This window comes from Thalassotalea sp. PLHSN55, from assembly GCF_052030545.1.
Lineage (GTDB): Bacteria > Pseudomonadota > Gammaproteobacteria > Enterobacterales > Alteromonadaceae > CANMXU01.
Window position 1 is genome coordinate 159,430 of record NZ_JBPDIH010000006.1, and the last position, 24,447, is coordinate 183,876.

The window sequence follows — 24,447 nt, forward strand, 5'->3', positions numbered from 1 at the left end:
TAATTACATCATCACCACGTCAAACTGCTCTTGATTATACATAGTCTCGGTTTGGATCTTAATTTGTTTAGAAATGAAAACCTCAAGCTCGGCAAGATTATGGTATTCATCGTTAAGTAAAGACTCACTTACCGCAGTCGAAGCATAAACAATAAACTTATCGGCATCGTATGCACGATTAACACGGACAATTTCCCGCAATATTTCAAAACAGACGGTTTCCACCGTTTTTAAGTAACCGCGTCCCGTACATACGGGGCATTCGTCACATAAAATGTGCTCTAAGCTTTCTCGTGTTCTTTTGCGGGTCATTTCCACTAAGCCAAGCGCCGAGAAATTACTTAAGCTGTATTTCACGTTATCTTTAGCCATCGCCACATCTAAACTATGTAAGACACGCTTTTTATGGTCGTTGTTAGCCATATCGATAAAGTCGACGATGATAATACCACCTAAATTTCTCAATCTTAGCTGACGAGCAATTGCCTGTGTTGCTTCGATATTGGTATTAAATATGGTTTCTTCTAAATTACGATGGCCAACAAAGGCGCCAGTATTAATATCAATCGTGGTCATCGCTTCGGTTTGATCGATAATTAAATAACCGCCAGACTTTAAGTCGATACGGCGATGTAGCGCGCGCTGAATTTCCTGTTCAACGTCAAACAAATCAAAGATAGGACGCTCACCCGGATAATACTCAAGCTTGTCGGTAAGTTCAGGTACAAACTCTTGCGTAAACTCCACTAATTGATCAAAGGTTAATTTTGAGTCAATACGAATGCGCTCTAACGACGTACCAACAAAGTCTCTGATCACTCGAAAGGCTAGCGATAAGTCTTGATAAAGTGCGTTATTCATTAGCTTTCGCTCTTTACGCTCTTTTACTTTACTCCACACACGACGTAAAAATTCCGCATCATGTTCGAGTGCTTGTTTACCAGCGCCTTCGGCAGCGGTTCTAACAATAAAGCCATTTTGCTCATCACAAAATGGCGAGACAATATCTTTTAAGCGAATACGCTCTTTCACTTCTTCAATGCGTTGAGAAATGCCGGCATGACTGGCATTTGGCATTAAGACTAAATAGCGTGAGGCGATGGTGATATCTGTGGTTAATCGCGCCCCTTTGGTGCCTAATGGATCTTTAACCACTTGTACCATTAAGTACTGACCTTCGTGCACTAAGGTACGAATATCTGGAATCGATTCAGGTTTGTTTGAGTCGGTGCCATCGCCTTTTGACTCTTCTTGGTTAAGCAATAACTTAGAATTAATGTCTGACGCATGTAAAAACGCCGCTTTTTCTAAACCAATATCAACAAAGGCGGCTTGCATACCGGGTAAAACGCGGATAACTTTGCCTAAATAAATATTACTTACTAGGCCACGTTTGGTTTCTCGCTCAACATGCACCTCTTGTAGCGAGCCATTTTCAATCAAAGCAACGCGCGTTTCGCTTGGCGTAACATTTATCAGTAATTCACCGCTCATGATATTTCCTTTTCATTGCTTTGTATTGGCGTAGCTAAGCCAAATTCTGCCAACATTTGTGCGCTTTGATATAACGGCAGCCCAACCACCGAAAAATAGCAACCTTGTATTTTTTTCACAAACTGAGCACCTATGCCCTGAATGCCGTATGAACCTGCTTTATCTTGCGGCTCTCCGCTTTGCCAATAACGTGAAATCTCGCTGTCGCTAAGGTCTTTAAAAAATACCTCGGTGCAAACCACATCGCTTTTCACTTTTTCATTTTGCACAATGGCGATACTTGTTAATACCTGATGCTTGCGCCCAGATAATTTTTTTAACATGGTAAAACAGTCTTGCTCAGAGCTTGGCTTGCCAAGTATTTCACCATCAATCACCACTGACGTATCTGACCCTAACACCACAGCATTTGGAAATTGCTGCGCAATCACTTGTGCTTTAGCAACGGCTAACCGACTTACATATTGCTCTGGCGATTCACCTAAAATCACTGACTCGTCGATATCGGCTGCATGCGCACTAAACTGATAACCTAACTGCGCCAGCAATTGTTGTCGTCTTGGTGATTTAGAGGCCAAAATTAAAGTATGGTTCATAATATGAGTTTCACGTTACTGAATGCGAAATTGTCGGCGAACTTTACGCAAAATAAGGAAAATCCACGGCCATAAAATAATACAGGTTAATACCGGATACAGATAATTAGGTAAAAAGACAACGTCTAATAAAATACGCTGCAACCAAAAAACCACTAAGTGATAAAGCGCGGCGATAACACCGACAATCAACGATTGCTGCCATAAAGAAAAATTACGAATTTTTTGATAGTTTGCCACCGCAATATAAACAGACAACGCCATGGCAGCCGCATGAACCCCTAAAATAGAGCCAAGCAAGACATCAAGTAATAAACCACATACCCAAGCGGTTAACACGTTAACTCTAGTTGGCAAGGCAATGCACCAGTAAAGCAATACCAACAAGACCCAGTCTGGTCGATAAACATCAACGCTTAGCGGTAATGGCATGATGTTCGCGATGAGCGCCAACAACAAAGTAAAAATTAAAATAACACCACTATGCGCGAACATTACGACTTCTCCGCTTGGCTTGAATTTTTATTATTGCCTGCTTTAGGTGAAAATAAGCTGTCATCTTTCTCTGGCCATAAAAGTAATAAGTAACGAATACGGTCGATTTGCGCCACTGGCACACTGAGTACTTTGGCAAAAGCATTAGATTCGTTTTTGGTTACTGAAATAACCGTGGCAACAGGATAACCTTCGGGATATTTTCCGCCTAAGCCAGAGGTCACTAATAAATCACCGCTGACAATATCGGTACTATGGGGCACATGATTTAGCGTTAAACGGTCAATTCTCCCGGTACCTGTCGCGACCAAACGTACACCATTTCGGTTAATACGCACGGGCACAGCATGTGTTACATCCGTCATTAAAATAACCCGACTGGTATTAGTGCCAACATGTAATATTTGGCCAACGATACCTTGGTCATCGATTACCGGCTGCCCTTCATACGCGCCATCACTGGCGCCGCGATTAATCACAATTTGGTGGGTATACGGGTCGCTATTAACGGAAACAATTTCCGCCACCATTTTTTTGATATCAGCCCGCAGCGGAGAAGCGAGTAAAGAGCGTAAACGATCGTTTTCTTGTTTTAGAATATTTAATTCCATCAACTGCTGATCAAAAGCTAACGCTTGACGTTGATAGTTTTGGTTTTCTTCAATAAGTTGTTCTCGGGTGGCAAGGTTTTCTGCGGCCCAAGTCACCATTTGTTTAGGTGTGGTTGCTAAGTATTGTAAGGGACTAACAAAGGATTGTAGATAGCCGCGAACGGTATCAAAGCTGGCGAGTTTGTGGTCAAAAAAAATCAAAAGGGCAGAACAAAACAGCACCAAAACGAGTCGGTGCTGTGCAGATGGGCCATGTTTAAATATTGGATTCATTTAACTAAGTTGCTGGTTATTAAATTCTAAAATCATTAACGCACCTATCTCCAATATAAAGCGCTAACCGAGGGGTAAGCGCGATAAATGAAAGCTTAATTGAACTTTACTCGTATGAGAACAAGTCACCGCCATGCATGTCGATCATCTCTAATGCTTTTCCGCCGCCACGAGCAACACAAGTTAATGGCTCATCAGCTACAACAACAGGAATACCTGTTTCTTCCATTAATAAACGATCAAGATCTTTTAATAATGCACCACCGCCAGTTAATACCATACCGCGCTCAGAAATATCTGACGCCAGCTCTGGTGGTGATTGCTCTAACGCCACCATAATGGCACTAACAATACCGGTTAATGGCTCTTGCAGAGCTTCTAAAATTTCATTGCTATTTAAGGTAAAGCTGCGCGGAACACCTTCAGCAAGGTTGCGACCACGAACTTCAATTTCAATTAACTCTTCGCCTGGGTAAGCTGAGCCAATTTCATGTTTAATGCGCTCTGCGGTTGCTTCACCAATTAAGCTACCAAAGTTACGACGTACGTAGTTGATAATGGCTTCGTCAAATTTATCACCACCGATGCGAACCGATGAAGAATACACCACGCCATTAAGTGAAATAATACCCACTTCTGTGGTACCACCACCAATATCGACCACCATTGAACCGGTCGCTTCTGATACTGGCATACCAGCACCAATTGCCGCAGCCATCGGCTCGTCAATTAAATGCACTTCACGTGCACCAGCGCCTAAGGCAGATTCACGAATAGCACGACGTTCTACTTGCGTTGAACCACATGGTACACACACTAATACGCGAGGGCTTGGGCGTAAAAAGTTATTGCTGTGTACTTGCTTAATGAAGTATTGCAGCATTTTTTCAGTGACAAAAAAGTTAGCAATTACACCATCTTTCATCGGACGAATGGCTTCAATGTTACCCGGCGTACGACCTAACATTTGTTTTGCAGCAGTACCTACCGCAGCAACACTTTTAGAGCCGCCAGCGCGATCTTGGCGAATAGCAACTACCGAAGGCTCGTCTAATACTATGCCTTGGTCTTTTACATAAATTAAAGTGTTTGCGGTACCTAAGTCGATCGATAGGTCGTTAGAAAACATACCACGTAATTTTTTAAACATAAGGTCAAAATGTCCTATAAAAATATCTGGTTGAGCCTAGCTCAACGTCATTAATGCTGTTTTACAACTATAATAACTGCCACGATGCAAATGAGTTGTATTTTAATGTCGCACATCATAACGCAGTATTTAACAGATGTGTTATTTCAAATGCAAAAAAATGTCTCAAAGTTGTTTTTTTGAAGCATTCGCCGCTATTTTTAGCCAAAAGCATTAAAAGTGCGTAATGACTGATTACTTTTTTGACGACATTAATTATGCGCCAAGCCTATAGGTTAGTTATTCACTTCTCGATAATAAATAATGCGGTCGTTTCCACGGTAAATACCAAAGTTAGCGGTTGCTGATGGGTTTTCATTGGGAGCATCGTCACTGTCTGCATCACTCCAATCATATTTTAACCAATCATAAATATCATAAATAACCGTCACTGAACCTTGCTTGCCAGCCGCAGGCGCTTTAACCGACAATTCGATTGCACCTGTAGTACCTGAAGCGACAAAACCTGACGCAGAATTAAGTTCGACTTCATCTTTATTTAACGTGCCCGTTTCTAAACTAATGTTATCGGCATTAAATGCGGTGCAGTTGTCATTAATATTAGTGATAAAGTTATTAGCACTATCAAAGTATTCCATGGTTAACGTTTGTGGCAAAGACGATGTTTCCGGGCCAAAGCTATTGGCTAATGTCGCACGGCCAAAACGCACTTCAACTGTATTACTCGCTATGCTGCTAAAACTCAGATCGGTTGTATTAGTTGGTGCCGTTGCTTTGACATAATCAGAGTCACTTATCGTATCGATTGGCATATCAAAGCTTGCATCAAATGGCGACACTTCACTTGCACTTGTGCGTGTATAGGTAAAATGGTGGCTATCAGGCAAGGTATAGATAAGCACGCCGCCTTCAGATATATGCTCGGCAACTAGACCCGCAGCTGAAACGTCACTCTCTAACGCTAAGCCGTTAACGAGTGTTATCTCTGGCTCCGCTAAACTTATGGTATTGCGTGAATATGGAAAGTTAAGTAACTTAGCAAAATCACCAATATAGTTTTTTGTTATTTCATCAACAGCATTGTATGCAGTAATTCTTAATTTAGGTAAGTCTGTACTGGCATAACGAATACTGCCATCGCCATCCGTTAATTGACCACTATAAACCCAGTTTTCTGCTAGACATTCACTTGAGTGGTTAGCAATAAGGCTGCCGTTATTTTCAATTTCTTGCACAAAATAGCTTGGATAAAACCGCCCAAGCGATTGGGTATTACTTTCAATCGTACTGCCAAAATAATTGCTATCTTGCAGAGAAAGCTGTACTAAACCAACTTCACTATAATTTGCGCTAGTTGAGTTAATTTGTCCGCCGCCACTGATAAAATGACTTATAAGATCAGTCGCTTCAAAATCAGCGCCAATTTCAGCTGATTTTGTTACCCCAGTAACTAATGTTAAGTTGCCATCAGCGCTTTTACTACTAACGGGGGCAATACGCTCTACTTTTAATTCGGTACTCGCATTTGTATTAGGACTATAATTTGGCGTGATTTCTCCACCTTGGCATTGCGCCTGAATATTCAGCTCAAAATCTTCACCAGCCACATGATTGGTACTAGCAGATGCACTATCGCCACTAACTGGCGAGCTAATGACAAACTCGGCTGGATAAAAGACCTTGTTTAAATACCCTCGACTCACCCCTGAAGCATTTCGCTCGCGAACTTCAAAGGTTAATTGCCCGGCGTCGTTATATTGAATCGGCACAGTGACTTCACCGCTGGCATCAAAGGTTAGTGTGCGGGTTTGCAACTGTCCAACGTTCAACATTGGCGAGCTGTTTAAGTTTGGTGTTAACGTGCCTAACGTTGGATTAGCGTAATAAAAGGCAACATCAAGCTGCTGCGAGCCAGTAAAGGCAGGTGCACAACTTACGCCATCGTCTGAAAGTTTTACCGCTTTAATCGTTAAGCTATCAACCGCACACGATTCAATATTGCCAGAGGTTGCTGTTTCTAAAACAAAACCCGCCTCACTAAACAGCAAATTACAATCTTCACTAGCGCCAATAAAACACTTAAAGCTATTATCGTTGACTAAGCTCAAGGTTAAGTTTTCAGCGGTAAAATGGCTCAAATCAGTTTGAATTTCTCCCGTCACCGTCAACGACTTATCAACAGTACTGCCACTTGGCGTGGTATATCGAAAAGTGATATCAGTTGCAGTAGGATCTGTACTTGTACATGCGGCATCGGCACAGGCTTTTATGGTAATGGGCTCTGCTAAGCAGGTTAATCCTTGACCATCATGATGAATTTCAAAATGATCGATAAGCACAATACAGGGGTGAGTTTCTTTGTAAATTTCATAAACGTTAATTGCTGACAGCGCCGAGTCAAAAACCTTAACCTCGTCAATTTTTCCATCATAATAGCGCCCCGGATACCCCTGATCTTGGCCAATTTGCAGTGGGTCGCTATTGAGTATTAAGTTACCTGTATATGATTCTTCCCCACGATTAACGCCATTTACATAGATAACTTGCTGACCACTTTTATACGTTATCGCGATATGGTACCAATTGCCCGGCGTAATATTAGCGCCAGATGTACTGTATGCACCACTTTGCCACCACCAATTTATTTCACCGCTGGGGGTTAAATGAAACTCGTAATTTTCATCTTTTGATAAAATGGTCATTAAGCCAGATGACGGCAATCGGTCGGGGTTAATCCAAGTGGTTACTGTGAGTTCCGACTGAATATCTAAGGTTGCATTGTCAGAAACTTGCACATAATCGTTAACGCCGTCAAATTCGCCATAACGGCATGTACCGGGGTTTCCTGGTCGCGCAGGATCATCAAACAAGGTATTTACGCCGCCATAAGCACGGCCATTTAAACCACTGATTTCATCAATTACATCGTTAGCGCTACCCGACCAATTCCCCTCATCAAAGGCATAATAGGCAAGCGGCGTAATTTCGGCACAATCGTTACAACGAACGTTAATATTATCAACCGATATGCCAATATCATTATCGTAAGTGAGAATACCAATATCATTAAGCACAGGTTGCTCACTCGCGCTATATAGCAACGCGGTATCGTTGGCACAAACTGCAGTACCTTCGCTATTAACGACAACTTCTAAATTAAATGGGTCGTTAACATCAAAATCGCTTTTTGAGTCTAACAACGTCGCACTGCCATTGGCCATTTTCACTAGTTCTAAACGGCGATATTCCCCCGGAAATGATGAATTATTTGCATAAGAAGTGCCGTATTTGACCCAGCGCGCCAGATAATAATTTTCATCGTCTTGGTAACCAAAAATAATACCAAGGTCGTTGTTTGTGCCACTTTTGTTGGCAGTAAAATCGCCGTCTATCGCGTACTCGGTAACTGCTGTTTTATTTAATTGCGCCGCGGATAAATCGTAATGCACCATGCCATATTCGTTATCACCGTTTGACGTTAACGAACCATTAATTTCAAGTTCGCCACCGCTTATTTGAAATTGAACCGCTTGGTTTTCACCATTTGAATTAGTAATTGAATCGCCGGGCCAGTTACTGACTGAGCGATTAAAATTTACTGCTCGCCATGTGCTGTCGACTTGGCTGAAATTATCACTAAAAGCGACAACAGGAAGATTTGCGGAACATGAAATAGGAATAGTTGGGCCGCCATCACACAGACCGTCAAAATTAGGTACAGTATCAACAAAAATAACGCGCGATTCCCTTATTAAATCAATACTGCCTCTTGCATTTATCGCACCGGTAACTTCAGCAAAAGAGTTAACGAATATATTTTCTCGGCTATAAATAAAAGCTTTCACTTTAGCATCTGATTGTATTGAAATATCATCTCGGGAAAACAGCAATAAATTGGACGCATCTCTATCACTATTGATAACAGCTTCAGTATTGACGTTAATATTACCTCGAACCAATATTTGCACGGTACCAGGCGAAGAAATGATAATTTCCGCCTGGTATCCAACAGAAAATGAACCACGAAAAGTATAGATGCCGGGGTCTAAAGTTAAAGTCGAATTTCTAGACATGTTTAAGTCATCGTAATCTCCGGGTGCTATCGACATAGATTGCTCAAACCCAACAGAAACGTCGGGACTGCGATTCACAAATGAATTAAAATTTATTTCCTCGGCAGCGGTAGGATTTTGTTGATTACTACAAGCAGTGGTATTACAACTCACACCGCCAGAGTAATCAATTAAGGGACGTCTAGTTGCCAGAATATTATCTGGGCTGTTAATTATTCTGGCATCCCATCCAAAAGTAATCGTTGCGTCGCTGGCATTACTGCTATTTTGCACACCATCAGGAAAAACAGCCGAACACTCAGCCGCCAATACGTTAAATTGACTAAATAAAAGCGTGATAAGGATAAGTAATCGTTTCAACACTATAGACTCCTTGCTTCTACTTGCACGCGTCGAGTGCTTAGCACCACGCCATCGCTGTCAACATTGCCAATGCCGCAATGTCCGGTGCTGGTAATTCGGTAATAATTAACTTCGCCCTCACCTGCATCATGATTGGCGTAGTTATTACAAGACGTTACTGCTCGACAATTATTAAGCCCAGAGACATTGCTAAAATTATCATAAGAGGTTGAGGAGTTGCACGCGGAAATCGCGCCATTTAACGGAAACAATTTGGTTAATTCCGCTTCAGCGCCAGCTTTTGCCGCCATCAGCGCACGTGTGCCTAAAACTTCTTGCGCGATCCCTTCACTGCTAGTCGATAGCACTTTTACCAAAGCGGTACCTAATAACATTAAAACCACCATAATAAAGATCGCCATTAACAGCGCACTACCTTGTTGCTTTTTAGAAGCAGTTGATAAGTATGTATTGGCTGTTGTTGCTTGCTGCATGGTTAAATTATCCATAAATATCGTCAATTAAGGTAAATTGCTAATATGAATTTGATTTTCAAAGACAATGTTTTCATCGTCACGGCTAAATTGCAGACGTACCTGAACGATAGCATTTCTTCGCAGTGTCGGCGTTTCAATAAGGAATACGGAAAAGCTATCGTTATCGGTTAAATTTTCCGCCATTAGCACATCAGGTAAAGGCGCATCGCCAAACGCTTGCACAGTGCGCCACATACTCGTACCATTTTGGCAGTATTTAACGCTTTCTCTGGCAAAATACATGCGCTGTACAGGTGAATGTTCAGGAAAGCTATCGCTAGTAGATAAAGTAACGGCTTGTACAAATTCATCAGCACTATTTGCAATACTGTCAAAGGCTATTCTTCGCTCACTCGTACTATTTAATATACTGTCATCTAACGGGTAAACAATTGCCTCTAGGTTATCGCAGCCTGATGCTGAACAGGTAAAATCATCATTACCATTATAAGTAAACTCGATCACGGTAAAAACATTTGCCGCGGGTTCAGGCGGCACAGGAATATCAACATAATTGGTACTTGCAGCGATAGGTAAAAACTCTATACAGTTACCGCTTTCGGTTACTTTAATACTATTTGGCACGGCATTACGTATTTCACGGTTAAGCCGCTCAACCACAAAACGCGCGCTGGAGATAAGTTCATCACGACTAGTCACATTCGAATACGTTTGCGTCGCTAGCCCCATAAAACTGCTTACCCCAACCGCCATAACGCCCAGTAAAATCATGACCATGACTAATTCAATTAAGGTAACACCTGCCATTTTATGCGGCAGTTTTTGAGTTATGTGCGGGTTATAACGTGCCATTAATAATTGCCCTTATAACTGGTAAAGGCAATTTCTGTACCTAACGGCGTGGTTACCGATACGGTAATGCGCTTTGCTAAGGTATTATTAATACCTAGCTCAGCACCGCCATAAGCTACATTTACCGACAAGGTAAAAGTATTATAACTGCCGTCTAAACCAGACTCGGTGGCAGTAACAAGATCTTGATAGCCATTATAATCGTCAACATCGTCAAAATTGGCGCGACTTTCGCCATCATCACTAATACCTGCACAATTATTACTACCGTCAGCAGGCTCGCCGCAGCGCACCAAACCGCCCGCATGATCTGAATTTTCATCAAACGCTTTCGCTAATATTTCATCCATTAAACCTTGTGCTAATTCCGCAGCTTTTATTTGATGAATTTGATCAGCGCTGTGCTCTTCTGTTGGGTTAATTAAGGTAGAAACTACTGCTAATGAAATCGACAAAACCACAATGCCTATAATCACTTCAATTAAGGTAAAACCTTTATGCTGGCTCATATTTTTTAATGGGGTTTTATAAGGCATGAATATACCCCTCACTTTCGATACCGACTTGAACTAGATCGCCGTTATCGCCGGTGATGGTGATAACACAACCTTTAGAGCAACTTGGTATGCCCCAACTATTAAACGAGATGATATTATCGGTAGGGCTAAGTGTGACTGAACTATCTGCAAGGTTAAGGGCGGTGGCATCGGTTCTAAAGCCACTACAGTTGGTACCGTATTGTTTGGCATCGATACGCTGTATATGACAATAAGTATCGCCACTTGCTAAGGCATGCGTTTGTTGCATTGCCCGCTGCTGAGTTAAACGCAATGCCGATATAAGTTGCGCACGCACAGTATAAACTTCAAAGTCGCTACTGCCTGAAAATTTAGGCACAATGGCAACCGAAAGAATTCCAAGAAGAATAATCACGGAAACAAGTTCAATTATAGTAAAGCCACTTTGTTTATTCATACGCGCTACAACAACTAATTCTTTAATTACCAAGGTAAAATTCAGTTAATGTCTGTTAAGATACTTTACAATATTTTACAACCAAATAATAAGCTATTGTTAACTAATTCGCTGTTAACAAATAATTTTTATTTCAACTTACGAGCTAACTTTGTCTTTATATTCAACTTTTAAAGTGTTTTTATGCCTTTATTTTCTAGTCGGTATGCATATTATTTTTGATACCCCTGGCGGCGTAGGATTGTATTTATCGTTTAATACTATCGCTTGGCTGTTTGTGGTGGTGTTGATATCGCTTGGGCTATGGCAAATAAGCCAAAATAGAAAAGTCTATTATTCAAAAATGCTGATATGGATTGCTGTTGGTTATATTTGTTTAGTTATTCCGGCATTTTATCCATTTGAATTTACCGATCATGCCATTCCTCGGCTACTGGCACTAACCGCCGGTTTGCTGTTTTTATTTTGTTTATATCAATTTAAAGTGAGTCAACAAGACACTTTTACCTTGCTGTTAATTATTTTAATCGCAGTAGCCATTGAAGCGGTATTTGGTCTTATTCAATTTCTGATATTAGAAGAAGGCGATTGGGGCGGATATAAAATAGGTATTAGCAGACCGCATGGAGTATTTCTTCAGCCCAATGTTATGGCAAGTTTTATGGCAACAGGCTTAGCCATTGCGCTTTATTTATCGGTAAATTTAGCCAAGTTCAAACAGCAGAAATTACTGAGTTATTTTATTCTTTTTAGCCTGATCTCCACCAGTTTTTTATTGGTATTGCTGCAATCGCGCACCGGGCAACTGGCGGCATTTACCTTGTTAATTTTAATGTCTGGCTATTTATACCAAAAAAATAAACGCCAGCTAATGGTCAACACCCTTGCTATTAGCTGCGCGGTAATTGTTGGCATTGTTACCTTAACGAGTTCGATATTACCGCAACGTGGCAGCGATATTTATCAAAGCGCCGGGGCAAGAAGTGAAATTTATGCAGTAGGACTGGATATGATCAAAACCAAACCTATTATTGGCTTTGGTTATGGCGGTTTTGAACGCAGCTTTGTTGATCATTTTAATCTTTATGCCAAGCAGCACCCTAATGAGGTCGGCAATACCATTGAGCGACTCAGTCATCCGCACAATGAAGTACTTTTTTGGCTAATTGAAGGTGGCGTAGTCGCCCTACTTGGCATTTTATGTTTTGCCATTGGTTATTTATTGGTATTAACTAAGCTCGCAACTCATAAAGCGCTAGCGTTGGCGGCATTAATTCTACCCATATTTTTACATAGCTTGCTGGAATTTCCTTTTTATAGCTCGGTAAGTCACTGGCTCATTTTTATTATCATGCTGTGGCTGGCAGACAATAGCGCAAATGGTAAAACCAATATTAATTCGCAACAAGAACGCGGCTTTGCAACTTGGCCTTGGCTAAGCTGCGAAAAAACCTTTGTTATTCGTTTTTTTGCCGTGCTAAGCCCAGTTATTTTTGTGCCGTTTTTATTAACCACCATTCATACCGCCAATATTTTAGTTGAGCATGAAAAAAGCGGGTTTCAAGATGTTGAAAAGCTTGAACACATCGTTAATCCAATTGCTTGGCAAGGAAGGTTAGAGGCTGCGGTTTATGCGCATATTTTAATTGCTGCAGTTCAGGAAAAGGATCCAAGCAAATTAGAAAGTTATATTGAATGGGGATTAAAGCGTATTAGGCATAAACCTAGAGTTAATATCTATAAAAATTTACTTATGGCGATGGCAGTATTAGATCAGCATCAAAACTATAAAACGCTATTGATAGAAGCTAAAAACACCTTTCCACATATAGAAAAATGGAGCTAACCTTTTTATCTAAAGTCTTAGCGGGTAAAATTTAGATATAAAAAAACCGAGTAAACTCGGTCTTTTTATATCTATTATGAATTACTTAACATTTATCAACATCGCTAACAATTGAAGGTCTTGTTTCTGTATCGCTAACGTTATTCGTATATGTAACTAAACACTCTGTGCCATCTTCTGCTTGAACATGAGTAAATGTTGCCACTGTACTACTTGGGTTAGACACACTAATATCATCATCTAGTTCCAGTAGGCTTGCAATAGAACCTGCTGTGGGCCAACCATATCGTAAATCGATGCTTGCTCCAGCAACACTGATAGCGTCACCTGATTCAGCTAAATCACCACCAATTAAAGCTTTTGCATGAGCCATATCCGTAGCAGAATTAATAGAGCCTCTTACAGCTTCAACGACTGAACTTTTCGCATCACCCGTTAAGTCAATAAACTTAGGCGCGGCAGTGGCTGCTAAAATACCTAAAATCACAATAACTATCACTAACTCGATTAGTGTAAAACCTTGTTGCGTTTTCATGTTGTGCATTATATTCCCCTAAAAAATAAAACTTTAAAATTTAATATTAATTTTGTACGTAAACAATCACTGAGCTTGTTGCTGGCTGATAAGTAAAGCTGTTGCCAACATCTGTCGCATTGCTTGGATTAATGTATAAGCCGCTACCGTCACGATTAAGTGATTCTTTTAAGTAATAGTGGCATAAGGTATCAGCACTATCGCCTGACTTACTGGCAAAATAACTCATTGAGCTTTCCGCGTTTAAAGTATCAATATCGTCGGTTAACTCTGGTGGTTGCTGTAAAATGTTATTCCACACTTCTAAACAGTTTTGCGAAGTAAAGCTTCCGCCTAACACAGCACCGTTATTTAAACCAACAACATAACCTGGACGAATACCGTCGGTAATATTTTCGGTTGTTAGTAATAGTTGAGTACCGTCGTAACTGACACTATTACGGTCGCTGTCGTCTTGAGGTCGACCTTCAGCTTCCCATTGCGCTCTAACTAAAGAAACGCCGGTGGCAAAGCCGCCCGCCATGCCTTCAATATTGGCTTGTTTTGCTTGGTCTGTTAAATCCAAAAACTTTGGAATTGCTGTTACCGCAAGGAAACCTAAAATAACAACAACAATAACCAGTTCTATGATGGTAAAACCTGATTGCTTTTTCATAAAAAAACCTCGTCACTCCACTTTAGTTCAATTCTAACAATGATTTATTGACTAAGCCAATTACTTAATACAACAAATTCACACAAAACTTAATAATTTACTGCTTTTCGACTAACTGTACTTGGCCATTTTGGCTGTTGTATTCAAAATAATCGTGTTGACTTACGCCAAAACGGCACACTTTTTGTACGTGCTTGCCTTGTTTTCTCACTTCAATTGCAGTGATCGGCGATTTCATTAACATTAATGGCATATCCATAACCTGCGCCCAAATATTTTCACAATAAAGCGACGATGCCGGCACATCGACCCAACCTAAATCGTTTACAGCGACCAGCGTGTGTTTGTCGTCGTGCTGAAACTTCAATTTCACTGTGTTAGGGTGGCCGTCAATAATCCATTGTGCGTGAATAACACGTACTTTACTGGCAAAGCTATTTTTTAACGATTGTAGCCCCGTCGCGGTATAGTTCTGTTCTTGCTTAAAAAAATAATAAAGAAAAACCGACATTAAAATCGCAACCATAGTGACAATAACCAGTATTTCACCTAGTGATTTTTCATTTTTTTCTGTCGCTAAATCTCGCACATGCTTTCCTAATTATAATGCATTAGTTGCCTTTAAATGCCGACATCATATCCCACATTGGTGTGAATATGCCTAAGGCTAAAACAAGTACCATTGCTGCGACCAATACAATTAAAATTGGCTCTATACGCGCCGTTAACATACCAAGATCGTAGTCAACTTCACGTTCATAATAATCACCCACTTCTTCGAGTAACTCGTCTACGCGCCCGGTTTCTTCACCAACGGCGATCATTTGCAATACTAGCGGTGTAAATAAGGTACTGGTAACTGCTGAGCGTAATAAGCTTTCGCCACTTTCTATGGCAACCCTTATCGCAATAATTTTTTCACGCATATAGGTATTATCGACCGCATCGGCAACTAAGTTGAGTCCTGAGGTCATTGGCACCCCCGCTTTTAATACGATGGCAAAGCTATGGGAAAAACGCGATAAAATCGAGCGCTCGATAATACTGCCAACAATAGGTAATTTAATTTTTCGTTTGTCCCATGCATAACAGCCTTTTTCGGTTTTTAACCACGCACGGGTGCCAAAAAATATCGCAACACAGGCAACCAGCATATGCGGCCAATAGTTTAAGAAGAAGTTTGAACTGCTGATCAGCGCTTTAGTTGCCCACGGTAAATCAGCCCCTAACTTAGCAAACATATTGGCAAAGGTTGGAATAACAAAAATATTAAGCACCACCATCGCAATGGCAATGGCGATTAGCACGAATGACGGATAACGCAACGCAGTTTTAATGCGTTTACGGGTTTCTTGTTCACGCTCGAAATAACTGGCAAGTTTTAAAAAAGCTTCATCCAGTTGACCGGTATTTTCACCAACATGCACTAATGAAATAAACAGTGGAGTAAAAACTTTGCTGTGCTGGTTCATCGCTGAAGATAAGGCATAGCCACCTTCAAGCTGACTACTAATATCAATTAACGCTTTTTGCAGCGGCACAGAATTGGTGGATTCTGCCATGCCATTAATCGCACGCAAAATTGGTACACCTGAACGCATTAAGGCGTACATTTGACGACAGAAAACAATCAGTTCATCTAAGGTAACTTTACTCAAACCAAGCAATTCAGAGATGTTAACGTCTTTACTGGCTGAACTACTTTGCTTTGCACTGGCAACTTCTTCAATATTGGTTGGTACTATGCCTTGACGCGACAATTGCTCAGCCACTACTGAACTGCTTGCCGCTTCAATTTTACCTTTTATTTGCGAGCCACTTTGGTCGCGCCCCATGTATTTAAAAGACGCCATAAATAATCTATTACCCTGTCATCTCTACCGTTTCAACTAAGCGTAGCACTTCTTCGACGCTGGTTACGCCAGTAACCGCATATTCGTAGGCTGCATTAGCTAAAGGTACAAAAGTTGGATTTTGTTTTGAAAGCTCAGTAAAGGCTTCAGCGTCATCTCGTTTTAACGCCGCCATCATGCCTTCATTCATTTCAAGCAATTCGAATACACCGATACGCCCTTTATAGCCGGTATAGTTACATGTTTGGCAACCACGACCATGAGAATATTTGTGATTTTTAGCTTCATCGCCTGCCAAGTTCGTTAACCAAAACATTTCTTGCGTGTCGGGTTGATATTCTTCAATGCATTTATCACAAACACGACGCACAAGGCGTTGTGCAACAATAGCACGTAATGAACTACCAACAAGAAAACCTGCCGCGCCCATGTCAATTAAACGCAGCGCACTGGTTATTGCATCATTTGTATGCAGTGTTGATAATACTAAGTGACCCGTTAACGCGCCTCGTAAACCGATTTCAACGGTTTCTTGGTCACGCATCTCACCCACCATTAAAATGTCGGGATCTTGTCGAAGCGAGGTTCTTAACACGCTTGAAAAAGACAAATCAATTTTATTGTTAACCTGCACCTGATTCACCCGTGGCAGTCGGTATTCCACAGGATCTTCAACAGTGATAATTTTTTTACTGGCTAAGTTTAGTTCGCTTAACGCGGCATATAAGGTGGTGGTTTTACCACTACCGGTTGGCCCGGTTACTAAGATCATGCCATGCGGGCGAGATATTTGATGCCGTAGGCGTTCAATAATTTTATCTGGCATGCCGGTTTCGTCAAACGACAATAACCCTGCCGATTGATCAAGCAAACGCATAACCACTGATTCACCGTACTGCACTGGCATGGTCGACATACGTACATCTATGCTATGGCCCTTAATTTGCAAATTAAAGCGACCATCTTGCGGTAAACGTTTTTCTGAAATATCTAAGCCTGCCATAAGCTTTAAACGCAGCACCATGGCAGCAGCAATTTTGCTTTCTTTTAAAATGTTTTCTTGTAAGACACCATCGATACGTTGGCGAATACGTAATTGGTTTTCGTCCGGTTCAATGTGAATATCTGACGCGCGCATTTGCACCGCATCTTCAAAAACCGATTGTAATAATTTCCCTACGGTTGCATCGCCTGACTCATCAACAAATGACGTGGAAAGATCAAATTCAGAACTTTCTTCGTACTCTTCTTCTAGCTGACTTGCAAACGACTCGATATCCGCAGTGCGTCGATAAATGCCATCAAACGCATCGTATAGCTGCGATTCCATAACCACAGCAAGTTTTAGCTTTTTCGGCGCGAACATGTCTTCTAGCTGATCGAGCCCGCCAAGATCGGCTGGATCACTCATACCAATTAAGATGGACTCGTGATCGTGTTCAATCACTAAAGCACGTAAACGTCGCGCATGTACTTCAGGTAATATTGTCGCAACTTCTGCCGGAATGCGTCGCTGGCTAATATCAAGAAATGGCACGCCAAGTTGCTGAGCTAAAAACTCAAGTAATTGACGTTCGCCAATATAACCAAGCTCAATTAAGGTATCACCGAGTTTTCGCCCCGTTGATTTTTGGCTATTCAACGCCTGCATTAATTGTTCGTTGGTGATGATATGCTCGTGGACTAATAAGTCACCTAGGCGCATTTTTAACTTAGGTGCTACCATAGTTATTCTCCTAATTCCTGAAGTCGCTGCTGAGCAAAGTCTGAAGACGAGGCAGATAAGTCGCCCAGTTCAAGCGCGCTTTGATACGCGAGACTTGCTTGCTCAAACTGGCTATTGCTGTCGTAAGCAATAGCCAAACCTAACCACCAACGGCTATTGTTAGGTTCAATCGTTAATAAATGTTTATAGGCGTTAATAGCCAAGTCAAAGTTTTCACTTTGCTGCGCCACATTTGCCAGTAATAATTGATATTCTTTGTTTGGCGTATCTGGCAAAACCGACAAGGTATTTAACGCGGCTTTTACTTTGCCAACCTTTAAATAAATACGTGCGCTCATTAACCTAAAATCGCTGTCGTTTGGATCAAGCGAGATACCTTGGGATAAAACATTAATTGCTGACTGATAGGCTTGACGTCCAAACCAAAGAGCCGCTAATTTTTTACGTGCTTGTTTGTGCTCAGGTTGCAGCATTAAAATATCTTCAAAAAGCTGTTCGGCTTTTTCAACATTATTTTCAGCTAACACTTTTTCAGCGTGCTGCATTTTTTGCGCTGCCAATTCTGCTGAACTCAGCTGACGACGTGTAATTGAAAAGCTGGATTTTTCAGCCGGTTTTTCTGCAACCTCAGCAACTTTTGCTGCCGCTGTCGGCTCATCAATTAATTTTTCACTTTCCACACTAGAGGAAAGTTGTACTGTCATTTGTGGCGATGACGCAGTCTCTGGCTGCGATTTTACCGTAGATGTTTCAGTTGGCAGCTCATCATGTTTTGGCTTTTCAACCGGCGTAGCAACTGGCGCATTTGACTTAGCGGTTGAATTAGTAGTTTCCACCGGCTCTGCCGTGTTGATAGCGACAGGAGCTTTTAAGCTAGGTTCTCTCGGCGAAGCCTGAACAGCCGTATTTTTATTGGCAAAATGTTCATTTTCGGAATGCTCATTTACTGATTGTTCATTTGCTGAAAGTTCATTGGTAAGTTGCTCATTGACCGCGTGCTGATGTTGTGTAACTTGTGATTGGCTAGCATCATCTTTTAGCTGTTGATTTTCACTATATAGTTGCCAAATATAAATACCGACCACATTGAGCAAGGCAACAACTAAGATAATAATAAAGAGTGATTTTTTCGAGGAGTGATTTGGTGAAACAGGCACGTTGGCATGATGAACTTGATTAGGTTCATTATTGCGCTGCTCTAAGTCTTTCAACATTTGGTTAATTACACTCAAAATCTTGCTCCGTAAACCAATATTGCTGCCACACATAAGGTCACAAAAAATACACTCACTAGCCACTTAGAATATGTTGGCTGTGAATAAGCACCTTCGGTATCTGCAATCGCAGATTTAGCCTGTGCTTTGGTGATTAAATATCGTCCTTGACCATAACTTAGCATCAACATTTTATGGCATAAAATATTAACCAATCTAGGCACGCCGTGACTGGCCTGAGTGATCATTTTACACACGCCAGAATTAAACAAGGTTGCGCCTTTGTAGCCGGCAATATGCATACGATGTTCAATATAATGTTGCACTTCTGCAGTTGTCATTGCTCTTAGTTGATAAGAAAAAGTAATGCGCTGCTTTAGCTGTCGAAACTCTTGCTGTGCTAAACGCTGATCTAGCTCAGGTTGAGCAAACAATACCACCTGCAACAATTTACGCGTTTCCGTTTCTAAGTTAGTGAATAAGCGCAAGGCTTCTAAACTTTCTGCTGGAAGCGCTTGTGCTTCATCTAAAATCAGTACAACTGAATGCCCTTGACCATGCAACTCTAACAATCGATTTTGAATACGCTGAGTTAGCAATTGCGTTGACATACGCTGCGCTTGTTTCACACCTAACTCAACTGCAACCGCACGGCGTAATTCATCGGGCTTTAAATACGGATTAGGAATATAGGCCGTCACAAAATGCTCGGGCAATTCATTGAGCACCTTACGACATAATAAGGTTTTACCTGTACCCACTTCGCCACACACTTTAATGAAACCTTCACCTGTTTTTAAGGCGGTAATTAATACCGCCAAGGCTTCATTATGAGGCTCTAACCCCAAATAAAAATGTGTGTTGGGAGTTAACGTAAATGGCAACTCCCGTAAACCAAAATGGTATAAGTACATGGCCGACTATTGATTTTCTTGGCTGTTATTACCCTGCTCTTGCTCAGCTTGTTCTGGGAACCATTCTTTTAATAATGAACGTGCATCTTGAATTTGATTTTTCCATGTATCTTGGCCAACAACGATAGGTTTTAACAAGATAACCAGCTCAGTTTTTCGGGTTGTTTCACTTTTGCTTTTAAATAGTTCGCCAACAAAAGGAATATCACCTAGTAATGGGGTTTTAGATTCAACGTCGGTTTTACGTGTTTCAATTAAACCACCAATAACAACAATTTCGCCAGTTTTTGCGCGAATGATGGTATCTGATTCACGCACACTGCTTTGCGCCAATGGTAAAACAATATCCTGATCGCCTAAGGTGATCACTTTTGTTTGCTCATCGGTTAAAGTAACTGATGGGTGCACATGCAATATTACGTCGCCATCTTCATCGATTTGCGGTGTTACGTCTAAAGCAATACCCGAGAAAAATGGCGTTAAATCAACTTCAGGCGTTACCGTTGTTGACGTTCCTGTAGTTGTGGTGCTAGATACATCAGTAACAAAGTATTCATCTTCACCCACTTTAATAATCGCTTTTTGATTATTTGTCGCTGTAATACGCGGGCTAGAAAGTACTTGTACATTACCTTGGGTTTGCAACAATTCAATGACACCAGAAAAATCTGTCCCGGAAACACTCAGCGATGTTGCGCCACCAACTGCAGATGAAATAACGTCACCAACAATATTACCTGTTGTCGCAAAAGTTAAATTCGTATTACCAATGCTGCCCAATACTTCGTCCCAGCGCACACCTTGTTGGTAGTTATCTTTTAAGGTAACTTCCATGATTTTTGCTTCGATGATCACTTGGCGGTGCAAACGCGTTTGTGTATCTTTAATAAACTTTTTAACTGAGCTGATTTCGCCCGGCAAAGCACGCACTGTTACTAAACCTGCTTGCGGAGAAACAATAACCGAGCGACCGTTTTCATTGCCAACCAATGCCGTTAAGGTTTCTTCAAGCTCGGTCCAAAAATCGGATTCATTTTCAGTGAAAATTTGAATACCACTGTTGGTATTTTGGTTATTGTTATTATTGTTGCTGTTATTACTGCCTGAGTAACTGTTATTTGAATTGTTACTCGAATTACCGTTATTGGAGTTATTCGGATCGTTTTCTGACACGCCACCTGAGTTAATGCTGGTGCTCGACTGACCAAAGCGTTTTAAGAATAAATAATCGAGTGCCATAGTTTCTGTGCGAATACCTGCTGGGTAGACTTGAATGACACGTTTATTGCGGCGAATTTCATAACCATAAACTTCTTGAACCACATCTAGTGCTTCAGCAAGTGTAACGTCTGAAAGGCTTAAAGTAATGCTGCCAGCAACTTCTGGGTGAACGGCGATACTGTAGGGTGAACCTTCAACTAACGCGGCAAAAAAGTCTTTTGCATTGACGCTTTTAGCTGCAATTTCTAAGCGCTTTTCCGCCAATAAGTCTTGACGTGCTTGCTGCATATTTTGCTGCATTAATTCTTGGCGTACTGAGTTAGGCACCGAGGTAAGCGGCTTAACTTTTTTAGGCTCGCTTTGTTGCGCTAAAGCTTCATCAAGCGCTCTATTAATATCGTCTGGCTTATCTGGCACACTTTGACAACCAGCAAGCGCTAACAACACAGTACACAGAGAAAGGCTAAATTTAGTAGGTTTCATATTTTTTATTCTTTTCATAGTTATTTCACTATAACGCCAGAGAAAACAGAGAGTTTAAGACGTTCAGTCTCAGTTCTTAGTACCACACTGTTGTCGTTAACCGCGACTAAACGGTGTTTACCAATTGAGTCACCAACTTTCATTACTTGTCCGTTGATCACTGCCGTATGAATTTTATCGCTATGAATAATCGACTCTAATACTAATGGCCCTTTACCTTTGATACTGGTACTTGAGCCTTGGCTGCTAAAACCAAAAGGTTTTGTCGGGTCGATGCTTTGTGCATTAACAGCAACAGTAAACACACTTAAAAGAAAAGTTACCTTAACGATGTTAGACACCAATAAACTCCTTTTTAGTACTCAAACTATAAATTTCGATTTCAAGTTCACTGTTTGGATATTCTTGTACTTGATAATTAAAGCCTTGCCAGAAAAATTTCCACGACAATTGCTCTAACTGGCTTAAATAGTCACGTAATTGAAAGTAACTACCTTTAAGTTTAATTTTAATGCCGTGTCGGTATAGGCTGATGCTGGTATCTTCGTCTAGCACATTAACAACATCTTCAGCGCCTGCTTGACTCGCTTTTGCATCATCACTTTTTTCATCCACTTTCTTAGCGCTTAGCACTTCTTCAACGCCAATCAGTTCAAAAGAGGTTAACGACACGCCCTTTTGCATATTTAACAGTTCAATTAAAGCGTTGCGCATTTGCACCGGGTCGATTAAATCTGAGGTTAACGCTAATAACTGTTGATCAACTTGCGACAACTTATGCTCGTATTCCTTAATTTGTGTTTTAAGGTTTTTATTTAAGTCGCCCTGCAAAGCATTTTCAAACTCTTTAATTGTTGTTTCTGTTGTATTATTTGCTTGCGTGAGTCGTTTGATTTCTTGGTTGTTTTTGTCGGTATTGATCATATTAGCGTCAACAAAAACACTAAAAATAACTAAGATAATTGCGATAAATCCTACCGCTAGAATAAGGTATTGTTCGCGAGGCGTAATGTTTTGATAGCGCTCAGAATATAATTGCCATTGTTGTTTCATTATAAGGTCTTATTTCCCGCGATTGAGCTTACTACAAATTCAGTTCCTTGCTCTTCGCTTTCTGCTAATTTAAAGTTGACAAATGATTTGCCTGATAACAGCTCTGACTGCTCAAAACCTGACAACCACGCAGGTACGGCTTCCGGACGGCGCGCTAATCCTGAAAAGGTCATATCGTCATTAGTGATAGTCACTTGTTGTAAACTAATATCACGATGATGCAAGCTCGACAATTCACTCATCGCCACGGAGAAGCCTTGAACGTAAGTACGGTTATTATCAGTTAGCTGGTTATGTAACGCTTGTTTATGGCCAATAACGCTTTTCAGTAAGGCTAAACGATTAGTAAGTTCAGGGTCGCTACGCTTGGCTTGTAATTGTGCTTCTAGATCAGATAAATATTGTTTGTTTTGTTTTTGGCTAGCTTGTAATTGCTTTAGTTGCTTGGTTGAAGTATCAAATTCTACCGCCGAGTATGTCGCTAAAAGCACCATAACCACCAACACAAACACCCATAATGACACTACGCGCCCTAGCGTCAACAAAGGTTGCTCGGGGATCAGCTCCGCTTGAAATAGGTTGATTGAATATTTACTCATTCGTCAATTCCATCGTGTCAGTCATAGTGGCTGCTAATGCGCATGCAAACTCACGCTTGTCTTGATATTGCTCAGGCAGTTTTAATAGCTCTACTGTGCCATTGCTATTTTCGGCAAGTCGGCGCGCCAAAAAGGCTTCGGTTGCCATAGGCAATAATATTTGTATTTCTCTAATCGGCGCTTGTTTTAATTGTCTTTCAAAATAATCCGTTGAACGCTGAATTTCTAAACTTAATGAATCTATAGTGCCCATGTCTAATTCTTGTTCAGACTTTTCATCTAAGCGGGTATAGCCTCTTAATCTTCGATGGAAGCATATTTGACCATTTTTAACGATCAAGATGACCACTTCTTCGCCCGGTTGACGACATACCAACAAACAAGGTTCATCTTTAATCGGCACAAGTCGCGCAAAGGCAAACTCTTCAGTGATCATCGATTTAATGACGATATTTTTTTGATGTAATTTTGCCACAAATGCTTGCAGCTCATTTAGTGGCGCACAAACCACATTAATTCTTTCTTTGCCGCCAATCACCGCTAGGCTGTCGAAATAATCAACCACCATATTTTCAGGAGCAATACTAACAAGATCTTTAATTTGCCACTTTAACGCAGCGTTAATTTCATTTGCTGGTACATTGGGTTTATCAACTTGAACAATTTGCGATAACGCGGCGGGTAATACTAAATGACATTGGCCGGCTAATTGGTGTTTTTCAGCTAGCGACGCTAAAACTCGTGTATAGTTTTGGTCTGGGTTGTCTAATAATTGAAATTTAGCCTTATCATTAACCGAGGCAGTGCCGTTGTTTTCCAGATAACAGAATGTCACGCCAGACTGACACAAAGTAACACCCAATATATTGGCAGATTCCTTTTTGGAGAATATTTTGTTTAACCCTGTAATCATTGACATTTATCGATTATAAAATCTGTAGAATGAAAATTATGTTCTCCATTATCCTTAATTCATCCAAAGTCGCAAGA

The 24,447-nt window shown here is 41.0% G+C and carries 23 protein-coding genes; 1 reads left to right on the forward strand and 22 read right to left on the reverse strand.

Features of this window, described 5'->3' with window-relative positions; all coding sequences use genetic code 11:
• Positions 1-3: 3 nt before the first annotated feature.
• The 10 genes from rng to ACRRSQ_RS13300 form a co-directional block, all read right to left on the reverse strand.
• On the reverse strand, positions 4-1,494 hold the full coding sequence (rng, locus tag ACRRSQ_RS13255) for a ribonuclease G (protein WP_440876233.1): 1,491 nt from the start codon (positions 1,492-1,494) through the stop codon (positions 4-6).
• A complete protein-coding gene (locus ACRRSQ_RS13260) occupies positions 1,491-2,090 on the reverse strand; it encodes a Maf family protein (protein WP_440876234.1) in 600 nt (199 codons plus the stop codon). Before ACRRSQ_RS13260 ends, rng begins: the two co-directional genes overlap by 4 nt.
• A 15-nt stretch (positions 2,091-2,105) precedes the next feature.
• Positions 2,106-2,585, reverse strand: a complete 480-nt coding sequence (mreD, locus tag ACRRSQ_RS13265) for a rod shape-determining protein MreD (RefSeq protein ID WP_440876235.1) — start codon at positions 2,583-2,585, stop codon at positions 2,106-2,108.
• The gene (mreC, locus tag ACRRSQ_RS13270) at positions 2,585-3,469 is read right to left on the reverse strand and encodes a rod shape-determining protein MreC (RefSeq protein ID WP_440876236.1); all 885 of its coding nucleotides are present in this window, start codon (positions 3,467-3,469) and stop codon (positions 2,585-2,587) included. The genes mreD and mreC overlap by 1 nt, the downstream gene beginning before the upstream one ends.
• 106 nt (positions 3,470-3,575) lie before the next feature.
• Positions 3,576-4,619, reverse strand: coding sequence for a rod shape-determining protein (locus ACRRSQ_RS13275; RefSeq protein ID WP_440876237.1), 1,044 nt, complete (start codon positions 4,617-4,619; stop codon positions 3,576-3,578).
• A 275-nt stretch (positions 4,620-4,894) separates the two neighbouring features.
• Complete coding sequence (locus ACRRSQ_RS13280) at positions 4,895-9,055, reverse strand: DUF6701 domain-containing protein (RefSeq protein WP_440876238.1); 4,161 nt, start codon at positions 9,053-9,055, stop codon at positions 4,895-4,897.
• The gene (locus tag ACRRSQ_RS13285; RefSeq protein ID WP_440876239.1) at positions 9,055-9,543 is read right to left on the reverse strand and encodes an MSHA biogenesis protein MshP; all 489 of its coding nucleotides are present in this window, start codon (positions 9,541-9,543) and stop codon (positions 9,055-9,057) included. Before ACRRSQ_RS13285 ends, ACRRSQ_RS13280 begins: the two co-directional genes overlap by 1 nt.
• Before the next feature lie 12 nt (positions 9,544-9,555).
• Positions 9,556-10,383 (reverse strand): PilW family protein, encoded by an 828-nt coding sequence (locus ACRRSQ_RS13290; protein WP_440876240.1) that lies wholly within the window; start codon positions 10,381-10,383, stop codon positions 9,556-9,558.
• Positions 10,383-10,919, reverse strand: a complete 537-nt coding sequence (locus ACRRSQ_RS13295; RefSeq protein ID WP_440876241.1) for a type IV pilus modification PilV family protein — start codon at positions 10,917-10,919, stop codon at positions 10,383-10,385. Before ACRRSQ_RS13295 ends, ACRRSQ_RS13290 begins: the two co-directional genes overlap by 1 nt.
• Positions 10,909-11,358: a pilus assembly FimT family protein gene (locus ACRRSQ_RS13300; protein ID WP_440876242.1), complete on the reverse strand. Its 450-nt coding sequence runs from the start codon at positions 11,356-11,358 to the stop codon at positions 10,909-10,911. Before ACRRSQ_RS13300 ends, ACRRSQ_RS13295 begins: the two co-directional genes overlap by 11 nt.
• 151 nt (positions 11,359-11,509) lie before the next feature.
• On the opposite strand from ACRRSQ_RS13300, the gene ACRRSQ_RS13305 reads away from it, so the two are divergent.
• The gene (locus tag ACRRSQ_RS13305; RefSeq protein WP_440876243.1) at positions 11,510-13,204 is read left to right on the forward strand and encodes a Wzy polymerase domain-containing protein; all 1,695 of its coding nucleotides are present in this window, start codon (positions 11,510-11,512) and stop codon (positions 13,202-13,204) included.
• A gap of 85 nt (positions 13,205-13,289) precedes the next feature.
• Here the strand turns inward: ACRRSQ_RS13305 and ACRRSQ_RS13310 are convergent, their stop codons facing one another.
• The 12 genes from ACRRSQ_RS13310 to ACRRSQ_RS13365 form a co-directional block, all read right to left on the reverse strand.
• Positions 13,290-13,748: a type II secretion system protein gene (locus ACRRSQ_RS13310; RefSeq protein ID WP_440876244.1), complete on the reverse strand. Its 459-nt coding sequence runs from the start codon at positions 13,746-13,748 to the stop codon at positions 13,290-13,292.
• Between the two features lie 37 nt (positions 13,749-13,785).
• A complete protein-coding gene (locus tag ACRRSQ_RS13315) occupies positions 13,786-14,394 on the reverse strand; it encodes a prepilin-type N-terminal cleavage/methylation domain-containing protein (protein ID WP_440876245.1) in 609 nt (202 codons plus the stop codon).
• Between the two features lie 97 nt (positions 14,395-14,491).
• On the reverse strand, positions 14,492-14,983 hold the full coding sequence (locus ACRRSQ_RS13320; RefSeq protein WP_440876246.1) for a hypothetical protein: 492 nt from the start codon (positions 14,981-14,983) through the stop codon (positions 14,492-14,494).
• A 22-nt stretch (positions 14,984-15,005) separates the two neighbouring features.
• Entirely contained in the window at positions 15,006-16,247 is a 1,242-nt protein-coding gene (locus ACRRSQ_RS13325) for a type II secretion system F family protein (protein WP_440876247.1), read from the reverse strand.
• 10 nt (positions 16,248-16,257) lie between these two features.
• On the reverse strand, positions 16,258-17,973 hold the full coding sequence (locus ACRRSQ_RS13330) for a GspE/PulE family protein (RefSeq protein WP_440876248.1): 1,716 nt from the start codon (positions 17,971-17,973) through the stop codon (positions 16,258-16,260).
• A gap of 2 nt (positions 17,974-17,975) precedes the next feature.
• Complete coding sequence (locus tag ACRRSQ_RS13335) at positions 17,976-19,205, reverse strand: tetratricopeptide repeat protein (RefSeq protein WP_440876249.1); 1,230 nt, start codon at positions 19,203-19,205, stop codon at positions 17,976-17,978.
• Positions 19,202-20,101 carry an ExeA family protein gene (locus tag ACRRSQ_RS13340; protein WP_440876250.1) on the reverse strand — a complete coding sequence of 300 codons (900 nt, stop codon included), beginning with the start codon at positions 20,099-20,101 and terminating at the stop codon, positions 19,202-19,204. The genes ACRRSQ_RS13335 and ACRRSQ_RS13340 overlap by 4 nt, the downstream gene beginning before the upstream one ends.
• Positions 20,102-20,107: 6 nt before the next feature.
• Positions 20,108-21,823, reverse strand: coding sequence for a pilus (MSHA type) biogenesis protein MshL (gene mshL / locus ACRRSQ_RS13345; RefSeq protein ID WP_440876251.1), 1,716 nt, complete (start codon positions 21,821-21,823; stop codon positions 20,108-20,110).
• A gap of 2 nt (positions 21,824-21,825) precedes the next feature.
• The gene (locus ACRRSQ_RS13350; protein WP_440876252.1) at positions 21,826-22,146 is read right to left on the reverse strand and encodes a hypothetical protein; all 321 of its coding nucleotides are present in this window, start codon (positions 22,144-22,146) and stop codon (positions 21,826-21,828) included.
• Entirely contained in the window at positions 22,139-22,858 is a 720-nt protein-coding gene (locus ACRRSQ_RS13355) for a hypothetical protein (RefSeq protein ID WP_440876253.1), read from the reverse strand. The genes ACRRSQ_RS13350 and ACRRSQ_RS13355 overlap by 8 nt, the downstream gene beginning before the upstream one ends.
• Entirely contained in the window at positions 22,858-23,457 is a 600-nt protein-coding gene (locus ACRRSQ_RS13360; protein ID WP_440876254.1) for a PilN domain-containing protein, read from the reverse strand. Before ACRRSQ_RS13360 ends, ACRRSQ_RS13355 begins: the two co-directional genes overlap by 1 nt.
• Complete coding sequence (locus ACRRSQ_RS13365; RefSeq protein WP_440876255.1) at positions 23,450-24,376, reverse strand: hypothetical protein; 927 nt, start codon at positions 24,374-24,376, stop codon at positions 23,450-23,452. The genes ACRRSQ_RS13360 and ACRRSQ_RS13365 overlap by 8 nt, the downstream gene beginning before the upstream one ends.
• Between the last annotated feature and the right edge of the window lie 71 nt (positions 24,377-24,447).